This is a genomic window from Pseudomonas syringae CC1557 (genome assembly GCF_000452705.1).
In the GTDB taxonomy this organism is placed as follows: domain Bacteria; phylum Pseudomonadota; class Gammaproteobacteria; order Pseudomonadales; family Pseudomonadaceae; genus Aquipseudomonas; species Aquipseudomonas syringae_F.
Window position 1 is genome coordinate 278,350 of sequence record NZ_CP007014.1, and the last position, 18,060, is coordinate 296,409.

Annotated in this window: 14 protein-coding genes; 6 read left to right on the plus strand and 8 right to left on the minus strand. The window is 58.8% G+C overall.

Features of this window, described 5'->3' with window-relative positions:
* Positions 1 to 141 precede the first annotated feature (141 nt).
* The 4 genes from N018_RS01330 (at position 142) to mgrA (ending at position 5,997) form a co-directional block, all read left to right on the plus strand.
* Positions 142 to 2,457 carry a TonB-dependent receptor gene (locus tag N018_RS01330; RefSeq protein ID WP_025388658.1) on the plus strand — a complete coding sequence of 772 codons (2,316 nt, stop codon included), beginning with the start codon at positions 142 to 144 and terminating at the stop codon, positions 2,455 to 2,457.
* A gap of 35 nt (positions 2,458 to 2,492) precedes the next feature.
* Entirely contained in the window at positions 2,493 to 3,818 is a 1,326-nt protein-coding gene (locus N018_RS01335; protein WP_025388659.1) for an LLM class flavin-dependent oxidoreductase, read from the plus strand.
* A 124-nt stretch (positions 3,819 to 3,942) separates the two neighbouring features.
* Complete coding sequence (locus N018_RS01340; RefSeq protein WP_025388660.1) at positions 3,943 to 4,878, plus strand: sulfonate ABC transporter substrate-binding protein; 936 nt, start codon at positions 3,943 to 3,945, stop codon at positions 4,876 to 4,878.
* A gap of 81 nt (positions 4,879 to 4,959) precedes the next feature.
* On the plus strand, positions 4,960 to 5,997 hold the full coding sequence (mgrA, locus tag N018_RS01345; RefSeq protein ID WP_025388661.1) for an L-glyceraldehyde 3-phosphate reductase: 1,038 nt from the start codon (positions 4,960 to 4,962) through the stop codon (positions 5,995 to 5,997).
* A 147-nt stretch (positions 5,998 to 6,144) separates the two neighbouring features.
* Here the strand turns inward: mgrA and N018_RS27885 are convergent, their stop codons facing one another.
* From N018_RS27885 to glnA, 8 genes are all read right to left on the minus strand, one after another.
* Positions 6,145 to 6,528 carry a hypothetical protein gene (locus N018_RS27885; RefSeq protein WP_229631245.1) on the minus strand — a complete coding sequence of 128 codons (384 nt, stop codon included), beginning with the start codon at positions 6,526 to 6,528 and terminating at the stop codon, positions 6,145 to 6,147.
* Between the two features lie 111 nt (positions 6,529 to 6,639).
* Entirely contained in the window at positions 6,640 to 7,938 is a 1,299-nt protein-coding gene (locus N018_RS01350) for an amidase (RefSeq protein ID WP_229631247.1), read from the minus strand.
* A 105-nt stretch (positions 7,939 to 8,043) separates the two neighbouring features.
* Complete coding sequence (gene ntrC / locus N018_RS01355) at positions 8,044 to 9,480, minus strand: nitrogen regulation protein NR(I) (protein WP_024643322.1); 1,437 nt, start codon at positions 9,478 to 9,480, stop codon at positions 8,044 to 8,046.
* The gene (glnL, locus tag N018_RS01360; RefSeq protein WP_024643323.1) at positions 9,477 to 10,562 is read right to left on the minus strand and encodes a nitrogen regulation protein NR(II); all 1,086 of its coding nucleotides are present in this window, start codon (positions 10,560 to 10,562) and stop codon (positions 9,477 to 9,479) included. The genes ntrC and glnL overlap by 4 nt, the downstream gene beginning before the upstream one ends.
* A 293-nt stretch (positions 10,563 to 10,855) precedes the next feature.
* A complete protein-coding gene (locus N018_RS01365; RefSeq protein ID WP_025388662.1) occupies positions 10,856 to 11,473 on the minus strand; it encodes a DUF4124 domain-containing protein in 618 nt (205 codons plus the stop codon).
* A gap of 2 nt (positions 11,474 to 11,475) precedes the next feature.
* Positions 11,476 to 12,018: a DUF4124 domain-containing protein gene (locus N018_RS01370; protein WP_025388663.1), complete on the minus strand. Its 543-nt coding sequence runs from the start codon at positions 12,016 to 12,018 to the stop codon at positions 11,476 to 11,478.
* Positions 12,019 to 12,097: 79 nt separating this feature from the next.
* Entirely contained in the window at positions 12,098 to 12,655 is a 558-nt protein-coding gene (locus N018_RS01375; protein ID WP_024643326.1) for a chorismate mutase, read from the minus strand.
* 180 nt (positions 12,656 to 12,835) lie between these two features.
* Positions 12,836 to 14,242, minus strand: a complete 1,407-nt coding sequence (gene glnA / locus N018_RS01380) for a type I glutamate--ammonia ligase (RefSeq protein ID WP_024643327.1) — start codon at positions 14,240 to 14,242, stop codon at positions 12,836 to 12,838.
* Positions 14,243 to 14,578: 336 nt separating this feature from the next.
* Between glnA and thiI the strand changes: the two genes are divergently transcribed.
* Together thiI and typA are read left to right on the plus strand one after the other, a co-directional pair.
* Entirely contained in the window at positions 14,579 to 16,033 is a 1,455-nt protein-coding gene (gene thiI / locus N018_RS01385; RefSeq protein ID WP_024643328.1) for a tRNA uracil 4-sulfurtransferase ThiI, read from the plus strand.
* Between the two features lie 142 nt (positions 16,034 to 16,175).
* Positions 16,176 to 17,996, plus strand: a complete 1,821-nt coding sequence (gene typA / locus N018_RS01390) for a translational GTPase TypA (RefSeq protein ID WP_025388664.1) — start codon at positions 16,176 to 16,178, stop codon at positions 17,994 to 17,996.
* The last annotated feature ends 64 nt before the right edge of the window (positions 17,997 to 18,060 follow it).

The window sequence follows — 18,060 nt, forward strand, 5'->3', positions numbered from 1 at the left end:
AATATAAAACTAATTTTTCAGTATTGGACGATCTATCGGTCGTTTCCCGATACTTGCGATGTTAGCGCTAACAACGATGGTTGTCTGCTACTCGCCACCGCGAATGCCTAGACCCGGTTTAGCCAGCAAGAACACGCGCCAGTGCGCATTGCACTGTCGGATCAGGGCATATTTCAGGTAGGCACGCAGATGCACACAACCCATGGGGATGGCGTCAAACACACACTTCTGGCACAGGCCATCGATCAGGCGCACACGGCGCGGGGGCGTCGTTATGGCTGGTTGCTGATGGGGCTGACAGCCTTGCAGTGCATTCCGGCGATGGCGGACACCGATACTGCGCAGACCCCTGAGACGGTAGCGCTGGAGTCCGTCACAGTGACCGCCACGCGCCGCGAAGAATCACTGCAAAAAGTGCCGGTCGCGGTGTCGGTGATTCAGGGCGAACAGCTGGAGCGGGATAACCGCAACGGCGTGGCCAGTATCGTGCAGCAGGTGCCGTCGCTGAATTTCCGTACCGGCGCCTCCAACAAGGACACCTCGCTGTTCATTCGCGGGGTCGGCACCATTTCCACCTCACCGGGCGTCGAGCCGACGGTGGCAACCGTGATTGACGGCGTGGTGTATGCGCGTCCAGGGCAGGCCACGCTGGACCTGCTCGACCTGGAACGCATCGAAGTGCTGCGCGGCCCGCAAGGCACGCTGTTCGGCAAGAATGCGTCGGCCGGTGTACTCAACGTCACCACTAAAGCGCCGACCGAAGAGACCCACGGCTATATCGATCAGTCGTATTACAGTGGCAACGAAAGCCGTACCCGTTTCGGCATCGGCGGCAGTCTGATTCCGCAGACCCTCAAGGGCTCGATCACCACGCTGTTCGGCAGCTACGACGGCAATGTCGACAACACGCTCAACGGTCAGGAAGTCAACGGATACAACCGCAAGGGTGCACGTGGCAAGCTGGAATTCACGCCCAACGATGACATCACGTTTACCCTCGCGGCGGATTACATGCAGTCCCATGACGACGCGCCCAACGGCGTAGTGACCAAGGCGCTGACCCCGGCATTTGCCAGTGCCCTGTCGCCAGTGCGTGCGGACAGCGACAACCGCAATGTGCTCAGCGATTACCGCAGCCATGTCGAAGACGTCAACAAAGGCCTGTCCGGCCAGCTCGACTGGCAACTGGGCGATTACACCCTGACGTCCATCACCGCCTGGCGCGGCTGGGATAACACTCAGTATCAGGATGGCGACCGTCTTGGCACCGTCACGGCTGCTTTCCCCGCTACTGAAGACAAAGGTGATCTGGCGTTTAACCAGTACTCTCAGGAGCTGCGCCTGGCATCGCCGAAAGGCCAGTTTGTCGAATACGTCGGCGGGCTGTTCTACATGCACGGCAAGAGCGACGAGACCTATCAGCGCACGTTGATCACGCCGACGACTCAGGATCGCGGCATCGCTGACTACAGCACGACCACCGACAGCTATTCGGTGTTCGGCGAAACCACGTTCAACTTCACACCGGACTTCCGTGCGATTGCCGGGGCACGCTGGACCCACGATGATCTGGAATACGATCACCGCCGCGTCTCGACGTCGGCCACTACGGTGAGCGGCATTCAGCCGGCGACCAGCAGTTCCGGTTCGGTGGACGAGGACGGCAAGTCCGGGCGTCTGGGGCTGCAATACGACCTGAGTGACAGCGTGATGACTTACATCACCTACTCGCGCGGCTACAAAGGCCCAGCCTATAACGTGTTCTTCAACATGCAGCCGCGCGACACCGAGGCGCTCAAACCGGAAACCTCGAACACTTGGGAAGTCGGCCTCAAGGCCACCACCTGGAACAACCGTCTGACCACCAACCTGGCGGTGTTCCACAGCGATTACGACAACTATCAGGCGAACTTCTTCGACAGCGTGGCCGGGCAGGTCGTCACGCGCTTGATCAACGCAGGCAGCGTCAGCACCGAAGGTGTCGAACTGGACTACGCGTTGCAGGCCACCCGCAATCTGAAGTTCTCCGGCGCGCTGTCCTACACTCGTGCGCGGATTGACACGTTTGCCTGCCCGGCCGGTGCAGCAGCCTCGTGCAACGTCGATGGCAAAACCCTGCCCTACAGCCCGGACTGGAAAAGCTACGTGCGCGCCGATTACAGCATCCCGCTGGACAACGGTCTGGATATCGAACTGGGCACTGATTACAGCTGGCAGAGCGAGGTGCAGTACGACATCAGCCAGAACCCGGACACCAGGCAGGGTGCTTATGGCATCTGGAACGCCAGCGTTGCCCTGGCCGATTACAACAGTGGCTGGCGCGTGGCGCTGCTCGGCAAGAACCTCGCCGACAAGTCCTATTCGCCGATGCTGGCGACCGGCGGCAACTACGTTTACCGATCCGTGCCGCGCGATGACGAACGTTATTTCGGCGTGCAACTGCGCAAGGATTTTTGAGTCGTTGCCCGCAGTAATACAGTAAGGAGTTTGCAATGAGCACGACTGCTCGACAGATGAAACTCGGCGCTTTTCTGATGGCCACCGGGCACCACATTGCGGCTTGGCGCCATGCGGATGTGCCCGCCGATGCGGGGCTGGATTTCAAGCACTATCGGCATGTGGCCAGGGTAGCGGAAGCTGCGAAATTCGATGCGCTGTTTGTGGCGGACAGCGTTGCTGCGGCGACCGGTGATATCGCCAGCCGCATGGCGCGCTCCGATCATTTCGAACCGCTGACGCTGCTCTCGGCGCTGAGCGCGGTGACTGACTACATCGGTCTGATTGCAACCGCGACGACGACCTACAACGAGCCGTATCACGTGGCCCGCAAGTTCGCCTCGCTGGATCATCTGTCCGGCGGTCGGGCAGGCTGGAATCTGGTGACGTCGGATGCCGCCGCCGAGGCGCAGAACTTCGGTCGTGCCGAACATGTAGGGCATGCCGAGCGCTATAGCCGCGCACGAGAGTTTCATCAGGTGGTGACCGGCCTGTGGGACAGCTGGGCAGACGATGCTTTCATCCGTGACAAAGCCAGCGGTGAGTATTACGACCCGGCCAGACTGCACGTGCTCGACCACGTGGGCGAGCACTTCAGCGTCAAAGGGCCACTGAACGTGGCGCGCTCGCCGCAGGGGCAGCCCGTAGTAGTGCAGGCAGGTTCGTCTGAAGCAGGGCGTGATCTGGCGGCGCAGACGGCAGAGGTCGTATTCACCGCACAGACATCGCTGGCCAGTGCTCAGGCTTTTTACGCAGACATCAAGGGACGTCTGAGCGCATACGGACGTGACGCAGAGTCGCTGAAAGTCATGCCCGGCGTGTTCATCGTCGTGGCAGAAACCGAGGCGCTGGCGAAAGCGAAATTCGAGTCGTTTCAGAACCTGGTCGAGCCGCAGGTGGGTGTCGCCCTGTTAGGACGCATGCTGGGCAACTTCGACCTGTCGGGTTATCCGCTGGATGGTCCTTTGCCGGAACTGCCGTTGACCGACAGCGGCCAGCGCAGTCGGCAAACGTTGCTGACCGAACTCGCCGATCAGGAAAACCTGACTCTGGCGCAATTGGGGCGGCGAATTGCCGGTGGGCGAGGGCACTACAGCTTGATCGGCACACCTGCGCAGATCGCCGATGAACTGCAAACCTGGTTTGAACAGGGCGCGGCGGACGGCTTCAACGTGCTGGTGCCGCATCTGCCGGGCGGGCTTGAAGATGTCGCGCAGTTGCTGGTACCCGAGTTGCAGCGGCGCGGGCTGTTTCGTATCGAATACGAAGGCAAGACGTTGCGCGACAACCTGGGCTTGCAGCGGCCTGCTTATAGATTTTGATCGCTCCGGCGTTTGCTGCCGCGCAAGGCTGCAGAAAGGTGACGCGGAGCGTTACGACCTGCATGCCACCGCGGAGCATGGGCACGAGCGTCAACCGGGATAATTTTCGCCGAAAGGATTACCGATGAAACCATTCACTTTTATCGCCGCCATGCTGGCCTTCTGCGGTCTGCTCAACAGCGCCTCCGCCGACGAACCCGACAGCCTGCGCATCGGCTATCAGAAAGGTTCGATCACGCTAGTGCTGGCCAAGGAGCACGCGCTGCTGGAGAAACGTTTTCCTGATACAAAAATCCAATGGATCGAGTTCCCGGCCGGGCCGCAGATGCTTGAGGCGTTGAACATCGGCAGTCTGGATATTGCTTCAACCGGCGACATTCCGCCGATCTTTGCTCAGGTCGCAGGTGCCGATCTGGTCTACATCGGCGCGGAGCCAGCCAAGCCGCAGGCAGAAACCTTGCTGGTGCGCAACGAAAGCCCGCTGCGCAGCGTCGCCGACCTGAAGGGCCACAAGGTTGCACTTCAGAAAGGCTCCAGCTCCCACAACGTGGTGCTGCGCGTGCTGAATAAGGCAGGTCTGACCTTCAAGGATATCCAGCCGATTTACCTGACTCCGGCCGATGCCCGCGCCGCTTTCGAAAACGGCAGCGTCGATGCCTGGGCAATCTGGGACCCGTACTACTCCATCGCCATGAGCGAAGGCCACAGCCGCCTGCTGGCCAATGGCGAAGGGCTTGGACTGTCGGGACCTTTCTATACCGCACGCCGGGAATTTGCCGAGAAGAATGGCGCGTTCGTGCAGCAGATCCTCGATGAACTGACTGTTGCTGACGGGCTATCCCGCACGCAGCGTGCCGAGAGCATTCAGATTCTGGCGCGTAGCATGGGCTTGTCTGAAGCGGTCATCACTCAGTATCTTGACCATCGGCCTGCATCACCCAGCCTGCCGATCACACCCGATATCGTGCGTGCGCAGCAGGCGACCGCTGATCTGTTTTACGACAACCACTTGATACCCAAGCGGGTCGACATTCAGCAGGTTGTCTGGCAAAAGCCATGATTGCGGGGTTGCGAACACGTGTTGCCTGTTCGCACACGCAATCAAGACGCCTCGAATATCCCCCAGACAAGAGAGGACTCAATGACCTACATCGCTGCCGAAAATCGTTACGAAGACATGCCTTATCGCCGTACCGGCCGCAGCGGGCTGGTGCTTCCGGCACTGTCTTTGGGCTTGTGGCACAACTTCGGTGACAGCACGCCGATCGACACCCAGCGCGCCATGCTGCGCACGGCGTTCGATCTGGGCATCAACCACTTTGACCTGGCCAACAACTATGGCCCGCCGTATGGCAGCGCCGAGATCAACTTCGGTCGTTTGCTGAGCGAAGATTTCCAGCAGTACCGCGATGAACTGATCATCTCCAGCAAAGCTGGCTGGGACATGTGGCCAGGGCCTTACGGGCAGGGCGGTGGTTCACGCAAATACGTGCTTGCCAGCCTTGATCAGAGCCTGCAACGCATGGGGCTCGATTACGTCGACATTTTCTACTCGCACCGCTTCGATCCGGACACCCCGCTGGAAGAGACCGCCAGCGCGCTCGCCACTGCTGTGCAGCAGGGCAAGGCGCTGTACATCGGTATCTCGTCGTATTCCGGGGCCAAGACTCGCGAAATCGCCGCGCTGCTCAAAGAGTGGAAAGTGCCGTTACTGATTCACCAGCCGGCATACAACCTGCTCAATCGCTGGGTCGAGAAGGACCTGCTGGACGCTACCGAAGAGCTGGGTGCTGGTGTGATCGCCTTTACCGCACTGGCGCAGGGGCTGCTGTCGGACAAATACCTGAACGGCGTGCCCAAGGATGCGCGGGTCAATCGTCCGGGCGGTGGTTCGCTGCAGGCTTCGCATTTGTCCGAACAGAACATCGCCCACGTGCGTGCACTCAACGACATTGCCCAGCGTCGTGGCCAGAGTCTGGCGCAGATGGCATTGGCCTGGACGCTGCGTGATCCACGTGTGACGTCAGCGCTGATCGGTGCGAGCCGCCCGGAGCAAATCATCGAAAACGTCGGTGCGCTGAAGAACCTGGCGTTCAGCAGCGAAGAACTGGCCGAGATCGACAGCTTCGCGGTGGAAGGTGGAATCAACCTGTGGGAGAAGCCGTCGCTGGCGGAGTAAGCACAGCCATGGCCGGGTAATAGGCCAGGCTCTGCGCAGGCCGCCATTGGACATTGAAAAATGCATCTGGCGGCCTGCTAGCCTGCGCAGGTAGCAGTGCCGGGGTATTAAGGGGGCGCCACTCAATGACGAAGAAAAATCCCGGGGTCATGATGTTTTTCTCCTGCCATCGGCAATGACCAGCGGATCCGCTGAGTACTGCGAAGGTATTTCGTCCAGTGTCCAGAGATGAAACGCCACAGGTGAGGCGAAGTCCGGGTCTGGTGGGGCCTTGGTGTGATACTCGGGATAATGGGTCTGAAAGTCGATGGCGGCCTGCACCAGCAAAAGCTCGCTGAAGCGCCTTCCCCAAAAGGCCGCAGTAATGGGCAATTGCTGTGGGATGCCGGTCGCGCCATGGCCGATGGGCAGCGTCAGCATGGGCCATGCCAGCGCATTGGGCTGAGCGAAGTACATGCGTTGCACCGGAAGCGACTTTGCCACCGTGCCTGCCCGTTCGCCGACATGGGCACCAAGCGGCAGCACCATCATGAAGTCAATCTGATAGTCATTCAGTGCCTTTTCAAAATGCCCCTGTTCCTGGCGGCGTCTGTTCTCTGCTTCAAGTCTGATGCCCACTGGAATGAGTGAGGCAACCTGATCTTAGAACTCCGGGTATCTTCGGAGCAGGTATTCCCTGTCGTCTTCATTCTCCAGCGAGCCTGCAAAATCACGCACGGCCGACCAGTGCCGGGTTTCCAGTTGATTGGCGTAACTGGTAACGGCCTGGGCGTTGACACTCATCAGAATGCTGCCATCACTGTTCAGCACGTCATGAATGGGTTCGGGCGCGGTGTAAGGAGTGTTTTCAGGAGCTCCGGCATCCAGCCATGGGAAGTCGACGACCTTTGCGCCCAGCGCTGCAAGCTGGTCCTTGAACCTGACGAAGGCTGCGCTGTAGTCCTCGTCGTAAGATTGCGCGGGAGGGTGACCGGGTGAAGACATCCAGTCCGTCTGCGGAATGCCTATGGTCAGCCCTTCCAGAGGAAGAGAGCCGGGGGTCGGGGTAATGGATAGCTGCTCGCCTATCGACGGAGCCGACAGGCTTTGCGGATCGTTTTCTCCATCAGGGCCGGCAATTATCGACAGTATCAGCGATGCATCGCGAATCGAACGGGCCATGGGGCCGACCACGTCCCAGCCGGTTCGCAGTGGCATCACACCCGCGCCAGATACCAGCCCCAGCGACGGCTTTATTACGCTGGCGCCATTGGCTGCCGCCGGGATGATAATCGAGCCCGCAGTTTCTTCGCCCAGCGCTGCGGCGCACAGACGCGCAACTGGGGCGACCCCTGAGCCCTGACTAGACCCACCCGGCGTGCGCGTCGGGTCCCACGCATTCCCGGCAAACTGGCCGACGGTATGGGTCGAGAGTTCGGAGCAGATGGTATGGCCGATAATCAGTGCGCCCTGGGCCCTCAGCCGGGCGACGCATGTCGCATCACGTAATGCCAGGTTGCCGGAAAAGGCCTGAGTGCCGTTTTTGCTTTCAAGGCCCTGGATGGCGAAAGAGTCTTTTATGCCGAAGGGAATTCCGCACAACGGAGGGGCCGGGCCGCGTTCATCGTCCTGGCTGGTCAGCCATCTATCGGCAAGTCTTGCCTGCTCCAAGAGCGCCGAAAAATGTTCAAGACGCACGAAAGCATTGTACTTGCCGTTATCGCCATAGATTTCTTCCGGGCCGTTGAGCTGGGTGATGCGGCTCCAGTACTCGACGAACACCTGTTCGGCGGTCAGTCCTTGCGGATTGTCTTCGCGCAGCAGTGCGGCGAGTTCGACGATATCGTAGTCAACAATCCGCTCGCGTCTTTCAATGCTGGCACTACACGGTAGTGCTGCAAGCAAACGTAAATTATTGGCATGCTGTCGGGCTTCAGATTTATCGAGTAATGCACTTTCCACACTGATTAGCTCCTTATGCCCCTTGAGTGGGGTCAGAAGAAGCTAATCATTAATGGACGTGGCGAGTAACTGTCAGAAATGCCAGTGTTCGGTCTTGAGGACGACTCAGCCTTCGTCGGCCTCGTCGTCATCCCCGCCGTCGATCTTCATGCCCAGTTCCTTGATCTTGCGGGTCAGGGTATTGCGTCCCCAGCCCAGCAGTACCGCGGCGTCGCGGCGGCGGCCGGCGGTGTGCTTGAGGGCGGTTTCGATCATGATCCGCTCGAAGGTCGGCACCGCGCTGTCCAGCAAGCTGGACTGACCGCGAGACAACGCCTGGTCGGCCCACTGACGCAGCGCCTGTTCCCAGTTGGTGACCGGGGCGGCGTCCTGCGGCAGGCTGAGCAGTTCCGGCGGCAGATCGCTGATGTGCACTTCACGACCCGAGGCCATGACCGTGATCCAGCGGCAGGTGTTCTCAAGTTGACGAACGTTACCCGGCCACGGCAGGTGCTTGAGGTATTCCTCGGTCTCGGCCTTGAGCAGTTTGGGCTCGACAGACAGCTCCTGTGCCGCGCGGCTCAGGAAGTGCTTGGCCAGCGTCGGAATGTCTTCGCGACGGTCCGACATGCGCGGAATGTGGATACGGATCACGTTCAGGCGGTGGAACAAGTCCTCACGGAACTTGCCGGCCTGCACGAGGATTTCCAGGTTCTGGTGCGTTGCAGCAATGATCCGCACGTCGACCTTGACCGGCGTATGACCGCCAACCCGATAGAACTCGCCGTCCGCCAGAACCCTCAGCAGCCGGGTTTGCGTGTCGGCCGGCATGTCGCCGATTTCATCGAGGAACAGCGTGCCGCCGTCTGCCTGCTCGAAGCGGCCGCGACGCAGGTTGGCCGCGCCGGTGAAAGCGCCTTTCTCGTGGCCGAACAACTCCGATTCCATCAGGTCCTTGGGAATCGCCGCCATGTTCAGGGCGATGAACGGCGAAGCCGAACGCGGGCTGTGACGGTGCAGGGCGTGAGCAACCAGCTCTTTACCAGTCCCCGATTCGCCGTTGATCAGCACGGTGATGTTGGAATGACTCAGCCGCCCGATGGCCCGAAACACTTCCTGCATCGCTGGCGCTTCGCCGATGATTTCAGGGGTGCGGGTCAGGGTCGGCGGGACGTCCAGGCCTTGCTGTTCCTGAGCGTGCTGGTTGGCGCGCTTGACCAGCGAGACGGCTTCGTCGACGTCGAACGGCTTGGGCAGGTACTCGAAAGCGCCCCCCTGATACGAGGCAACCGCGCTGTCCAGGTCCGAATGCGCCGTCATGATGATCACTGGCAAGCGCGGGTGTTGCTCGCGAATCCGCGCCAGCAGGTCCAGGCCACTGGCACCGGGCATGCGAATGTCTGAGATGATCACGTCCGGTTGCTGACGGGCCAGACGGCTCATCACCCCGTCGGCGCTGTCGAAGCTTTGCGTGGTCATGCCTTCCTGTTGCAAGGCTTTTTCCAGTACCCAGCGGATAGAACGATCGTCGTCTACGATCCAGACAGTTTCACTACGGCTCATGTCGAAGCTGCTCCTTGTTCCAGCGGCAGGAAGATCGAGAACGTGGTGTGGCCGGGATGGCTGTCACACTCGATCAGGCCCTGGTGCTGGCTGATGATGTTCTGGGTAATGGCAAGACCGAGCCCTGTACCATCCGGGCGGCCACTGACCATCGGGTAGAAAATGGTTTCCTGAAGCTCGGCCGGGATACCCGGACCGTTGTCGATGATTTCGATCTTGCTGACCAGCCGATGGCGCACATGGCCAATGGTGAACTGGCGCATGGCGCGGGTTCGCAGGGTGATTCGGCCCAGGCGCAACTCGTTCTGGCCGCTGATGGCCTGCATTGCGTTGCGCACGATATTGAGGACGGCCTGAATCATCTGCTCGCGGTCGATCAATACATCGGGAATGCTTGGGTCATAGTCGCGCACCAGCGTGATGCAACCCTGGCTTTCGGCTTCGACCAGGCTGCACACCCGTTCGAGCACTTCATGCACATTGGTCATCGCCAGCGAAGGCAGCTTGTTGGAGCCCAGCATGCGGTCGACCAGATTACGCAGGCGGTCGGCCTCTTCGATGATGACGTTGGTGTAGTCCTTGAGGCTTTCTTCAGGCAGTTCGCGGGCGAGCAGTTGTGCTGCCCCGCGAATCCCGCCGAGCGGATTCTTTATTTCATGGGCCAGGCCGCGCACCAGCATTTTGGTGGTTTCCTGCTTGGACAGTTGCGCTTCTTCTTTGGTGATGCGCAGCAGACGGTCACGCGGGTGTACTTCGAGCAGCAGCAGGGTTTCGCCTTTGCTGAGGATCGGCGTTACGGCGTAGTCGACTGTCAGGGTCTGGCCGGCGAGCGCGGTAAGCATTGCTTCGCGCTTGGTAAACGGGTGTGCCTGTTCTACTGCTTGACGCAGTGAACTCAGTGCTTCAGCCGACTCGGTGAACAGCTCGCTGATGAACTGCCCATGGCTGCGCTGCCCGCTGATCGCCAGCAGCATTTCAGCCGCCGGGTTCATGTACTCAAGTCGCAGGTCGGAGTTGAGCAGAATGGTGGCAGTGGTCAGGTTATCCAGTAACAGTCTGTGCAGCGCGTCGCTGATAGTCATGAATCGTGTTGACCTCTTTTGGCACATTGCAGTCGCGCAATGCGGGTGCTGGGTGGTCTTCGCCAGCAGGAGCAAAATCACCGGTAAGGTGCTTGATAGGTGCTGTATCAGTGAAGTTGCAAAAACCAAACCAAGGCTCCGAAAAGAAGCGCTTTATCTGCGAATTCGGGGCATTTTTTGAAAGAGTGCCCGCATACGGCGCTATCCGGTCTGCATTTCTGAACCAGTTTGGGCTGTATTGTTGCGCAGTCAGGCTGATGGCGCACCAAAAAGGTGCTTGGTTAGGGCGGGAATCAGAAGAACGGCAGAATGCTGCTTTTGGGCTCTGGTTTGTCCTTGAGCGGACATTCCGGACGAACGCCGTATTGCTCGTCCTTGCAGGGATTGGTCATGCGCTTCTGCGCCAGGGAAACGCGCTGCACGTGAAGCGGCTGATTTGGGGTCTTTTCCAGCACCCGGCCGAGCTCATCGAAAATTTCCACCGACAGCTGATGGGTGCCGCGATCAATATTGCTCACCGGAAACACCGGGCTGCGTCCAGGCTGGCCGACAGCAACGCCGTCCAGTAGCAACCGGTAGCTGTGGCCCGGCTGCAGAACCGGCTCACTGGTCACGGTGACGATGAATTCGCCACTCGGGTTGTTCAGCGTCGCGTCGGGCTCGGGGACCAGAATTCTCAAAAGCTGGTAGTGAAACATCGGCGCCGGAGGTGCTGGCCTGGGGCTGGCTTTCAGGGTTCGGGTGGGCGGCGTGCCGGTCATGTTGTTGCTGGGCGGGATGTCAACGCGCTTGGCGTTCTTGTGCGGTTGATCGGTAAACACCCTATTGCCCTGCGCGTCGATGTAGGTATAGACGTCGGCCAGCGCAGGCAGCGCCGCCAGCAGCAACAAACAGATGAGCAGGCTGCGCATTTTCATGGCTTGCCGAGATGAACGCGTTGCACGTTCAGGGTAATCGTCTCGCTCTGCTGAATGATCCGCTCGCCATCCTTCACCACCACGGCGAAGCTGTGTTCGCCACGGTCGATATTGACCACCTGAAAACGCGGCAGGTTGGACGGCTGGCCGTACAGATTGCCGTCCAGCAGCAGTTGCAGGCGATGGTTCTCCTGCAGGCGCGGCTGGATCTTCACGCCAATGATGAATGTGCCGTTGTTTGCGCGTAAGGCCTCATCGGTCGGCAGGTCTTGCAGCGCCAGTACCTCGTAGGCGGTTTGTGGCTGAGTCTGGGCAGGCGCAGATGCGGGGGGCGATTGCGGGGCGCTGTTCGCTGCCGGTCTTGAGGGGCTCTGGGTTTCAATGCTGTTCAGCGGCGGCAACTCGACCACTTCGGTCCTGGTGCCATTGGGTGGCTGATTGCTGAACGCGGTATTGCCGTTCGCGTCGGTGTACTTATAGATCTGCGCCATGGCAGGCAGGCTGATCAACAGCAGCAGGCAAATCAGGCTTTGACGCATGAGGCTCTCGACAGCAAAGGGCATGAATGGCGCTCAGCATAGAACACATCGCCCTATGCTGCGCTATCAGCCTGCTGTGTCAGCGTTTTGCCGCACACAGATCAGCGGTGGCCAGCACCAGCGCCTGGTCATGAATCGGGTTGCTCTGATAACGCTTGAGCGCCGCGTCCAGCTGGATCTTGCAGTCTTCTGTCTCGCGCAGCGGCTGGAAGTCGGCGTAGGCCTGCAACAATTGGGTTTGCAGGCGGTCGAGTTTCGGGCGGATATCATCCGCCAGGCTCAGTCTGGCCGTATCAGGCGCCTTGCCTGCTGCGTGCCACTGGGCGAGCAGGGCATTCTGTACCTGCTTGTTGGCTTCGATCTGCGCGCGGAACAGCCGTTCAACGTCTTCGGGGTTCAGTTTGAACTCGGCAGCGCGGGCCTGGGCGGCGCTGATGACTTGCTGTTCACGGGGCGGGTCTTCAACGGCTTTGCCGCTGTCCCATTTGCTCAGTGCGACCTGATCGGCGATGGTCAGGCGCTCGCTGATCGCTTGCAGCAACGGCTCGATAACAGACGGCTTTTGCGCGGCGGCGAACGCGAAGCCTGAGGACATGAATGTCAGAGTTAGCAGGGAAGTGGCCAGAAGCAGGCGCATGGCGGTTCCATCTCGGATCAGTTGGGAGACGCAGATTTAACTCCAGGTAACTGATCAGAGCCAGACCTGTGGAGTGAAGAAAACTTTACGTGGTGTTATGCGAGAGGGTTTATTGCGCAGAAACGAAGAGACCTCCCGAAGGAGGTCTCTTGTTACGCCATCAATGCTGGCGCGGCTGGATCAGCAGCTGTAGTACAGCTCATATTCCAGTGGGTGTACGAAGGTGCGAACGCGGATTTCTTCTTCGCTTTTCAGCGCGATGTAGGCATCGATGAAGTCGTCGCTGAATACGCCGCCTTTGGTCAGGAACGCACGGCCCTTGTCCAGTTCTTCCAGGGCTTCTTTCAGGCTGCCGCAAACTTGTGGGATCTCTTTGGCCTCTTCAGGCGGCAGGTCGTACAGGTTTTTGTCAGCTGCGTCGCCAGGATGGATCTTGTTCTGGATACCGTCCAGGCCAGCCATCAACAGGGCTGCGAAGGCCAGGTACGGGTTGGCTGATGGATCCGGGAAGCGTGCTTCGATACGACGGCCGCGTGGGCTGTTGACGTAAGGAATACGGATCGATGCGGAGCGGTTACGTGCCGAGTAGGCCAGCATGACCGGTGCTTCGAAACCTGGAACCAGACGCTTGTACGAGTTGGTCGACGGGTTGGTGAAACCGTTCAGTGCCTTGCCGTGCTTGATGATGCCGCCGATGAAGTACAGCGCGAGGTCGGACAGACCGGCATAGCCTTCACCTGCGAAGGTGTTCTTGCCATCTTTGGCGATGGACATGTGCACGTGCATACCCGAACCGTTGTCACCGTACAGTGGCTTCGGCATGAAAGTAGCGGTACGGCCGTAAGCGTCGGCAACGTTGTGTACGCAGTACTTCAGGGTTTGAACTTCGTCAGCCTTTTTAACCAGCGTGTTGAATTTCACGCCGATTTCGTTCTGGCCAGCGGTCGCCACTTCGTGGTGGTGAACTTCAACGGTCTGGCCCATTTCTTCCAGAGCGTTGCACATGGCAGTACGGATTTCGTGGTCGTGGTCAAACGGCGGAACCGGGAAGTAACCGCCTTTGACACCTGGGCGGTGGCCTTTGTTGCCGCCTTCGACGTCCTGGTCAGACATCCACGAACCTTGTTCAGAGTAGATCTTGAACATGGAACCGGAGATATCGGATTTGAATTTCACTTCGTCGAAGATGAAGAATTCTGGCTCCGGGCCTGCGAATACAGTGTCACCAATACCGGTGGACTTCAGGTATTCCTCAGCGCGACGAGCGATGGCACGTGGGTCGCGATCATAACCTTGCATGGTCGAAGGTTCGATGATGTCGCACACCAGGATCAGGGTAGGCTCTTCGGTGAACGGATCCAGGACAGCGGTTTCATCGTCCGGCAGCAGGATCATGTCGGAGGCTTCGATGCCTTTCCAGCCTGAAATGGAGGAGCCGTCGAACATCTTGCCGACTTCGAAGAAGTCGTCTTCCAGCGCATCGCGAGCTGGCATGGTCACGTGGTGCTGCGTACCTTTTGTGTCCGTGAAGCGCAGATCAATCCACTTAACGTCATGATCTTTGATGAGTTGAACCGACTTCGACATGGTGTCCTCCGGGTGGCTAGAGACCTACTTGGTGGAGTGTGGGTCCCTTGAATTTTGGTGATGCCGGCTCGAATATTCTGCCAAGGCAACCTGCCTCACAAGGGAGCAATTTGCATGCCAGTGCCCTGTGTTGGGTTTTTTGCTTCAAATGAACGCTTTCAGGGATAGAAAACGCTTTAGTCGGGAAAAACACGCACCGTTATGGCGCTGCATTTTGGTGCGTCGACTCTTTTTGGTGCGCTGTTTATGGGCTGTACGATAACTGGTTAAACCTTGAGCAATTTCCGCTATAATCCGCGCCCCCCTTTTTTGGTCGGCACCTCACGCTCCGTTTCCATGAAACTAATCGTTAAAGTTTTCCCAGAAATCACCATTAAAAGCCCGCCGGTTCGCAAGAAATTCATCCGGCAGCTTGGCAAGAACATTCGTACCGTGCTCCGGGAACTGGACGCGGACATTGTCGTGGGTGGCGTATGGGACAACCTTGAGGTCGAAACCCGCCAGACCGACCCCAAAGTGCTGCAGAGCATCAGGGATCGGCTGAGCTGCATGCCGGGCATCGCCAACTTTCTGCAAGTGGCCGAGTACCCGCTGGGTGATCTGGACGACATCGTTGCCAAGTGCAAACTGCACTATGCCGACCTGCTGCCGGGCACGATGTTTTCGGTGCGCTGCAAGCGTGCCGGTCGTCACGATTTCAGCTCCATGGACGTCGAGAAATACGTCGGCAGCAAGCTGCGCATGCAATGTGGCGCCGCCGGAATCGAGCTGAAAAAGCCCGATTTGGTCGTGCGCATGGAAATTCGCGACCAACGGTTGTTTGTCGTGCATGACCAGCACAAAGGCATGGGCGGCTACCCGCTGGGCGCGCTGGAGCAGACCCTGGTATTGATGTCCGGCGGTTTCGATTCGACCGTTGCGGCCTACCAGATCATGCGCCGCGGCTTGATGGCGCACTTCTGCTTCTTCAATCTGGGCGGACGTGCCCATGAGCTGGGCGTGATGGAAGTCGCGCACTTCATCTGGAAGAAGTACGGCAGTTCGCAGCGCGTGCTGTTCGTCAGCGTGCCTTTCGAGGAAGTTCTCGGAGAAATTCTGCAGAAAGTCGATAACAGTCATATGGGTGTAGTTTTGAAGCGTATGATGTTACGCGCTGCATCCGCGGTGGCTGATCGTCTCGAAATCGATGTGCTGGTCACTGGCGAAGCGATTTCACAGGTTGCCAGCCAGACGCTGCCGAACCTGTCACTGATCGACGCGGCCACCGACAAGCTGGTCTTGCGCCCGCTTGTAGCAAGTCACAAGCAGGACATCGTGGACCTGGCGACTGAAATCGGCACCGCTGATTTTGCCCGGCACATGCCTGAGTATTGCGGGGTGATTTCGGTCAACCCCAAGACCAACGCCAAGCGTAACCGCGTTGAGTACGAAGAAAAGCAGTTCGACATGGCGATTCTCGAGCAAGCGCTCGAGCGCGCCAAGCTGGTTTCGATCGATCGGGTAATCGACGATCTGAGCCGCCATGTCGACATTGAAGAAGTCAGCCAGGCGCTGGCCGGCCAGGTCATCATCGACATCCGTCACCCGGATGCCCAGGAAGACCAGCCGTTGCAAGTGCCCGGCGTGGAGATACAGACGTTGCCGTTCTACGCATTGAATAGCCGCTTCAAGGCACTGGATGACACGCGCCAGTACCTGCTGTATTGCGACAAAGGCGTCATGAGTCGCCTGCATGCTCACCATTTGCTCAGTGAGGGGCATGCCAATGTGCGCGTTTATCGACCGAGCTAAGTGCCCGGGGCTGTTTGCCTGTGGCTTGCGTCACCGGCCCCCCGACACCAGTCGTCATGCCGTAACGGCTTTTGCCGACTCGAAATAGTAATCGCTGTCCTTAAACAGTCAGCAGACCGAATCCTCTGATCGAGATACACAAGTGATCGAAAATCTACGTAACATCGCCATCATTGCTCACGTTGACCATGGTAAGACCACCCTGGTAGACAAACTCCTGCGTCAATCCGGCACTCTGGAGCGCGGCGAGCTCAACGATGAGCGCGTGATGGACTCCAACGACCAGGAAAAAGAGCGCGGTATTACCATTCTCGCGAAGAACACCGCGATCAACTGGAATGGCTACCACATCAACATCGTGGACACCCCGGGCCACGCCGACTTCGGTGGTGAAGTAGAGCGCGTGATGTCGATGGTCGACTCCGTACTGCTGCTGGTCGATGCCCAGGACGGCCCTATGCCGCAAACCCGTTTTGTGACCAAGAAGGCTTTCGAAGCCGGCCTGCGTCCAATCGTGGTCATCAACAAGGTTGACCGTCCAGGCGCACGTCCGGACTGGGTTCTGGACCAGATCTTCGACCTGTTCGACAACCTCGGTGCTACCGAAGAACAGCTGGACTTCAAAGTCGTCTACGCCTCGGCCCTGAACGGCATTGCCGGTCTGGAACACACCGACATGGCTGAAGACATGACTCCGCTGTATCAGTCCATCGTCGATAACGTTCCGGCCCCTAAAGTAGACCGTGACGGTCCGTTCCAGATGCAAATCTCGGCACTGGACTACAACAGCTTCCTGGGCATCATCGGTGTTGGCCGTATCGCTCGCGGCAAGGTCAAGCCAAACACCCAGGTTGTGGCTATCGATGCCAACGGCAAGCGCCGTAACGGTCGTATCCTGAAACTGATGGGTCACCACGGTCTGCACCGTATCGACGTCGAAGAAGCAGCTGCCGGCGACATCGTCTGCATCAGCGGCTTCGAAGAGCTGTTCATCTCCGACACACTGTGCGATCCACAGAACGTTGAAGCGATGAAGCCGCTGACCGTTGACGAACCTACTGTTTCCATGACTTTCCAGGTAAACGATTCGCCTTTCTGCGGTAAAGAAGGCAAGTTCGTCACCAGCCGTAACATCAAGGAACGTCTGGACAAGGAACTGCTGTACAACGTTGCCCTGCGCGTTGAAGAAGGCGACACCGCCGACAAGTTCAAGGTCTCCGGCCGTGGTGAGCTGCACCTCTCGGTACTGATCGAAACCATGCGTCGCGAAGGCTTCGAAATGGGTGTCGGCCGTCCTGAAGTGATCATCCGCATGGTTGACGGCGTCAAGCACGAACCGTTCGAAAACGTCACCATCGACCTGCCGGAAGAATCCCAGGGTGCGATCATGGAGCAGATCGGTATCCGTAAGGGCGACCTGACCAACATGGTTCCGGATGGCAAGGGCCGTGTGCGCCTTGAGTACAACATCCCGGCACGTGGCCTGATCGGTTTCCGTAACGAGTTCCTGACCCTGACTTCCGGCGCAGGCATCCTGACCAGCATCTTCGACCGTTACGACGTGATGAAGTCTGGCGACATGTCCGGCCGTCAGAACGGCGTTCTGGTTTCGGTTGCTACCGGCAAGGCGCTGACCTACTCCCTGGAAACACTGCAAGCCCGTGGCAAGCTGTTCCTGGGTCATGGCGAAGACGTGTACGAAGGTCAGATCGTCGGTATCAACAGCCGCGACAACGACCTGGGTGTAAACCCTACCAAAGGCAAGAAGCTCGACAACATGCGTGCTTCCGGTAAAGACGAAACCATCGCTCTGGTTCCGCCTATCCGTTTCACTCTGGAACAAGCGCTGGAATTCGTACAAGAAGACGAACTCTGCGAAGTGACTCCAAAGTCGATCCGCCTGCGTAAGAAAATCCTTGGCGAAAGCGAGCGTACTCGCGCTGCCAAGAAGTCGGGCAACTGAGTAATCAGTTAGTCGGCTAGACATAAAAAACCCGGTCGCGAGACCGGGTTTTTTTATGCCTGCC

Excerpts from the sequence above, each read along its gene's own strand:
- N018_RS01335 (WP_025388659.1), top strand. The coding sequence starts at position 2,493 with ATGAGCACGACTGCTCGACAGATGAAACTCGGCGCTTTTCTGATGGCC.
- N018_RS01340 (WP_025388660.1), top strand. The coding sequence starts at position 3,943 with ATGAAACCATTCACTTTTATCGCCGCCATGCTGGCCTTCTGCGGTCTG.
- mgrA (WP_025388661.1), top strand. The coding sequence starts at position 4,960 with ATGACCTACATCGCTGCCGAAAATCGTTACGAAGACATGCCTTATCGC.
- N018_RS27885 (WP_229631245.1), bottom strand. The coding sequence starts at position 6,528 with ATGATGGTGCTGCCGCTTGGTGCCCATGTCGGCGAACGGGCAGGCACG.
- ntrC (WP_024643322.1), bottom strand. The coding sequence starts at position 9,480 with ATGAGCCGTAGTGAAACTGTCTGGATCGTAGACGACGATCGTTCTATC.
- glnL (WP_024643323.1), bottom strand. The coding sequence starts at position 10,562 with ATGACTATCAGCGACGCGCTGCACAGACTGTTACTGGATAACCTGACC.
- N018_RS01365 (WP_025388662.1), bottom strand. The coding sequence starts at position 11,473 with ATGCGCAGCCTGCTCATCTGTTTGTTGCTGCTGGCGGCGCTGCCTGCG.
- N018_RS01370 (WP_025388663.1), bottom strand. The coding sequence starts at position 12,018 with ATGCGTCAAAGCCTGATTTGCCTGCTGCTGTTGATCAGCCTGCCTGCC.
- N018_RS01375 (WP_024643326.1), bottom strand. The coding sequence starts at position 12,655 with ATGCGCCTGCTTCTGGCCACTTCCCTGCTAACTCTGACATTCATGTCC.
- glnA (WP_024643327.1), bottom strand. The coding sequence starts at position 14,242 with ATGTCGAAGTCGGTTCAACTCATCAAAGATCATGACGTTAAGTGGATT.
- thiI (WP_024643328.1), top strand. The coding sequence starts at position 14,579 with ATGAAACTAATCGTTAAAGTTTTCCCAGAAATCACCATTAAAAGCCCG.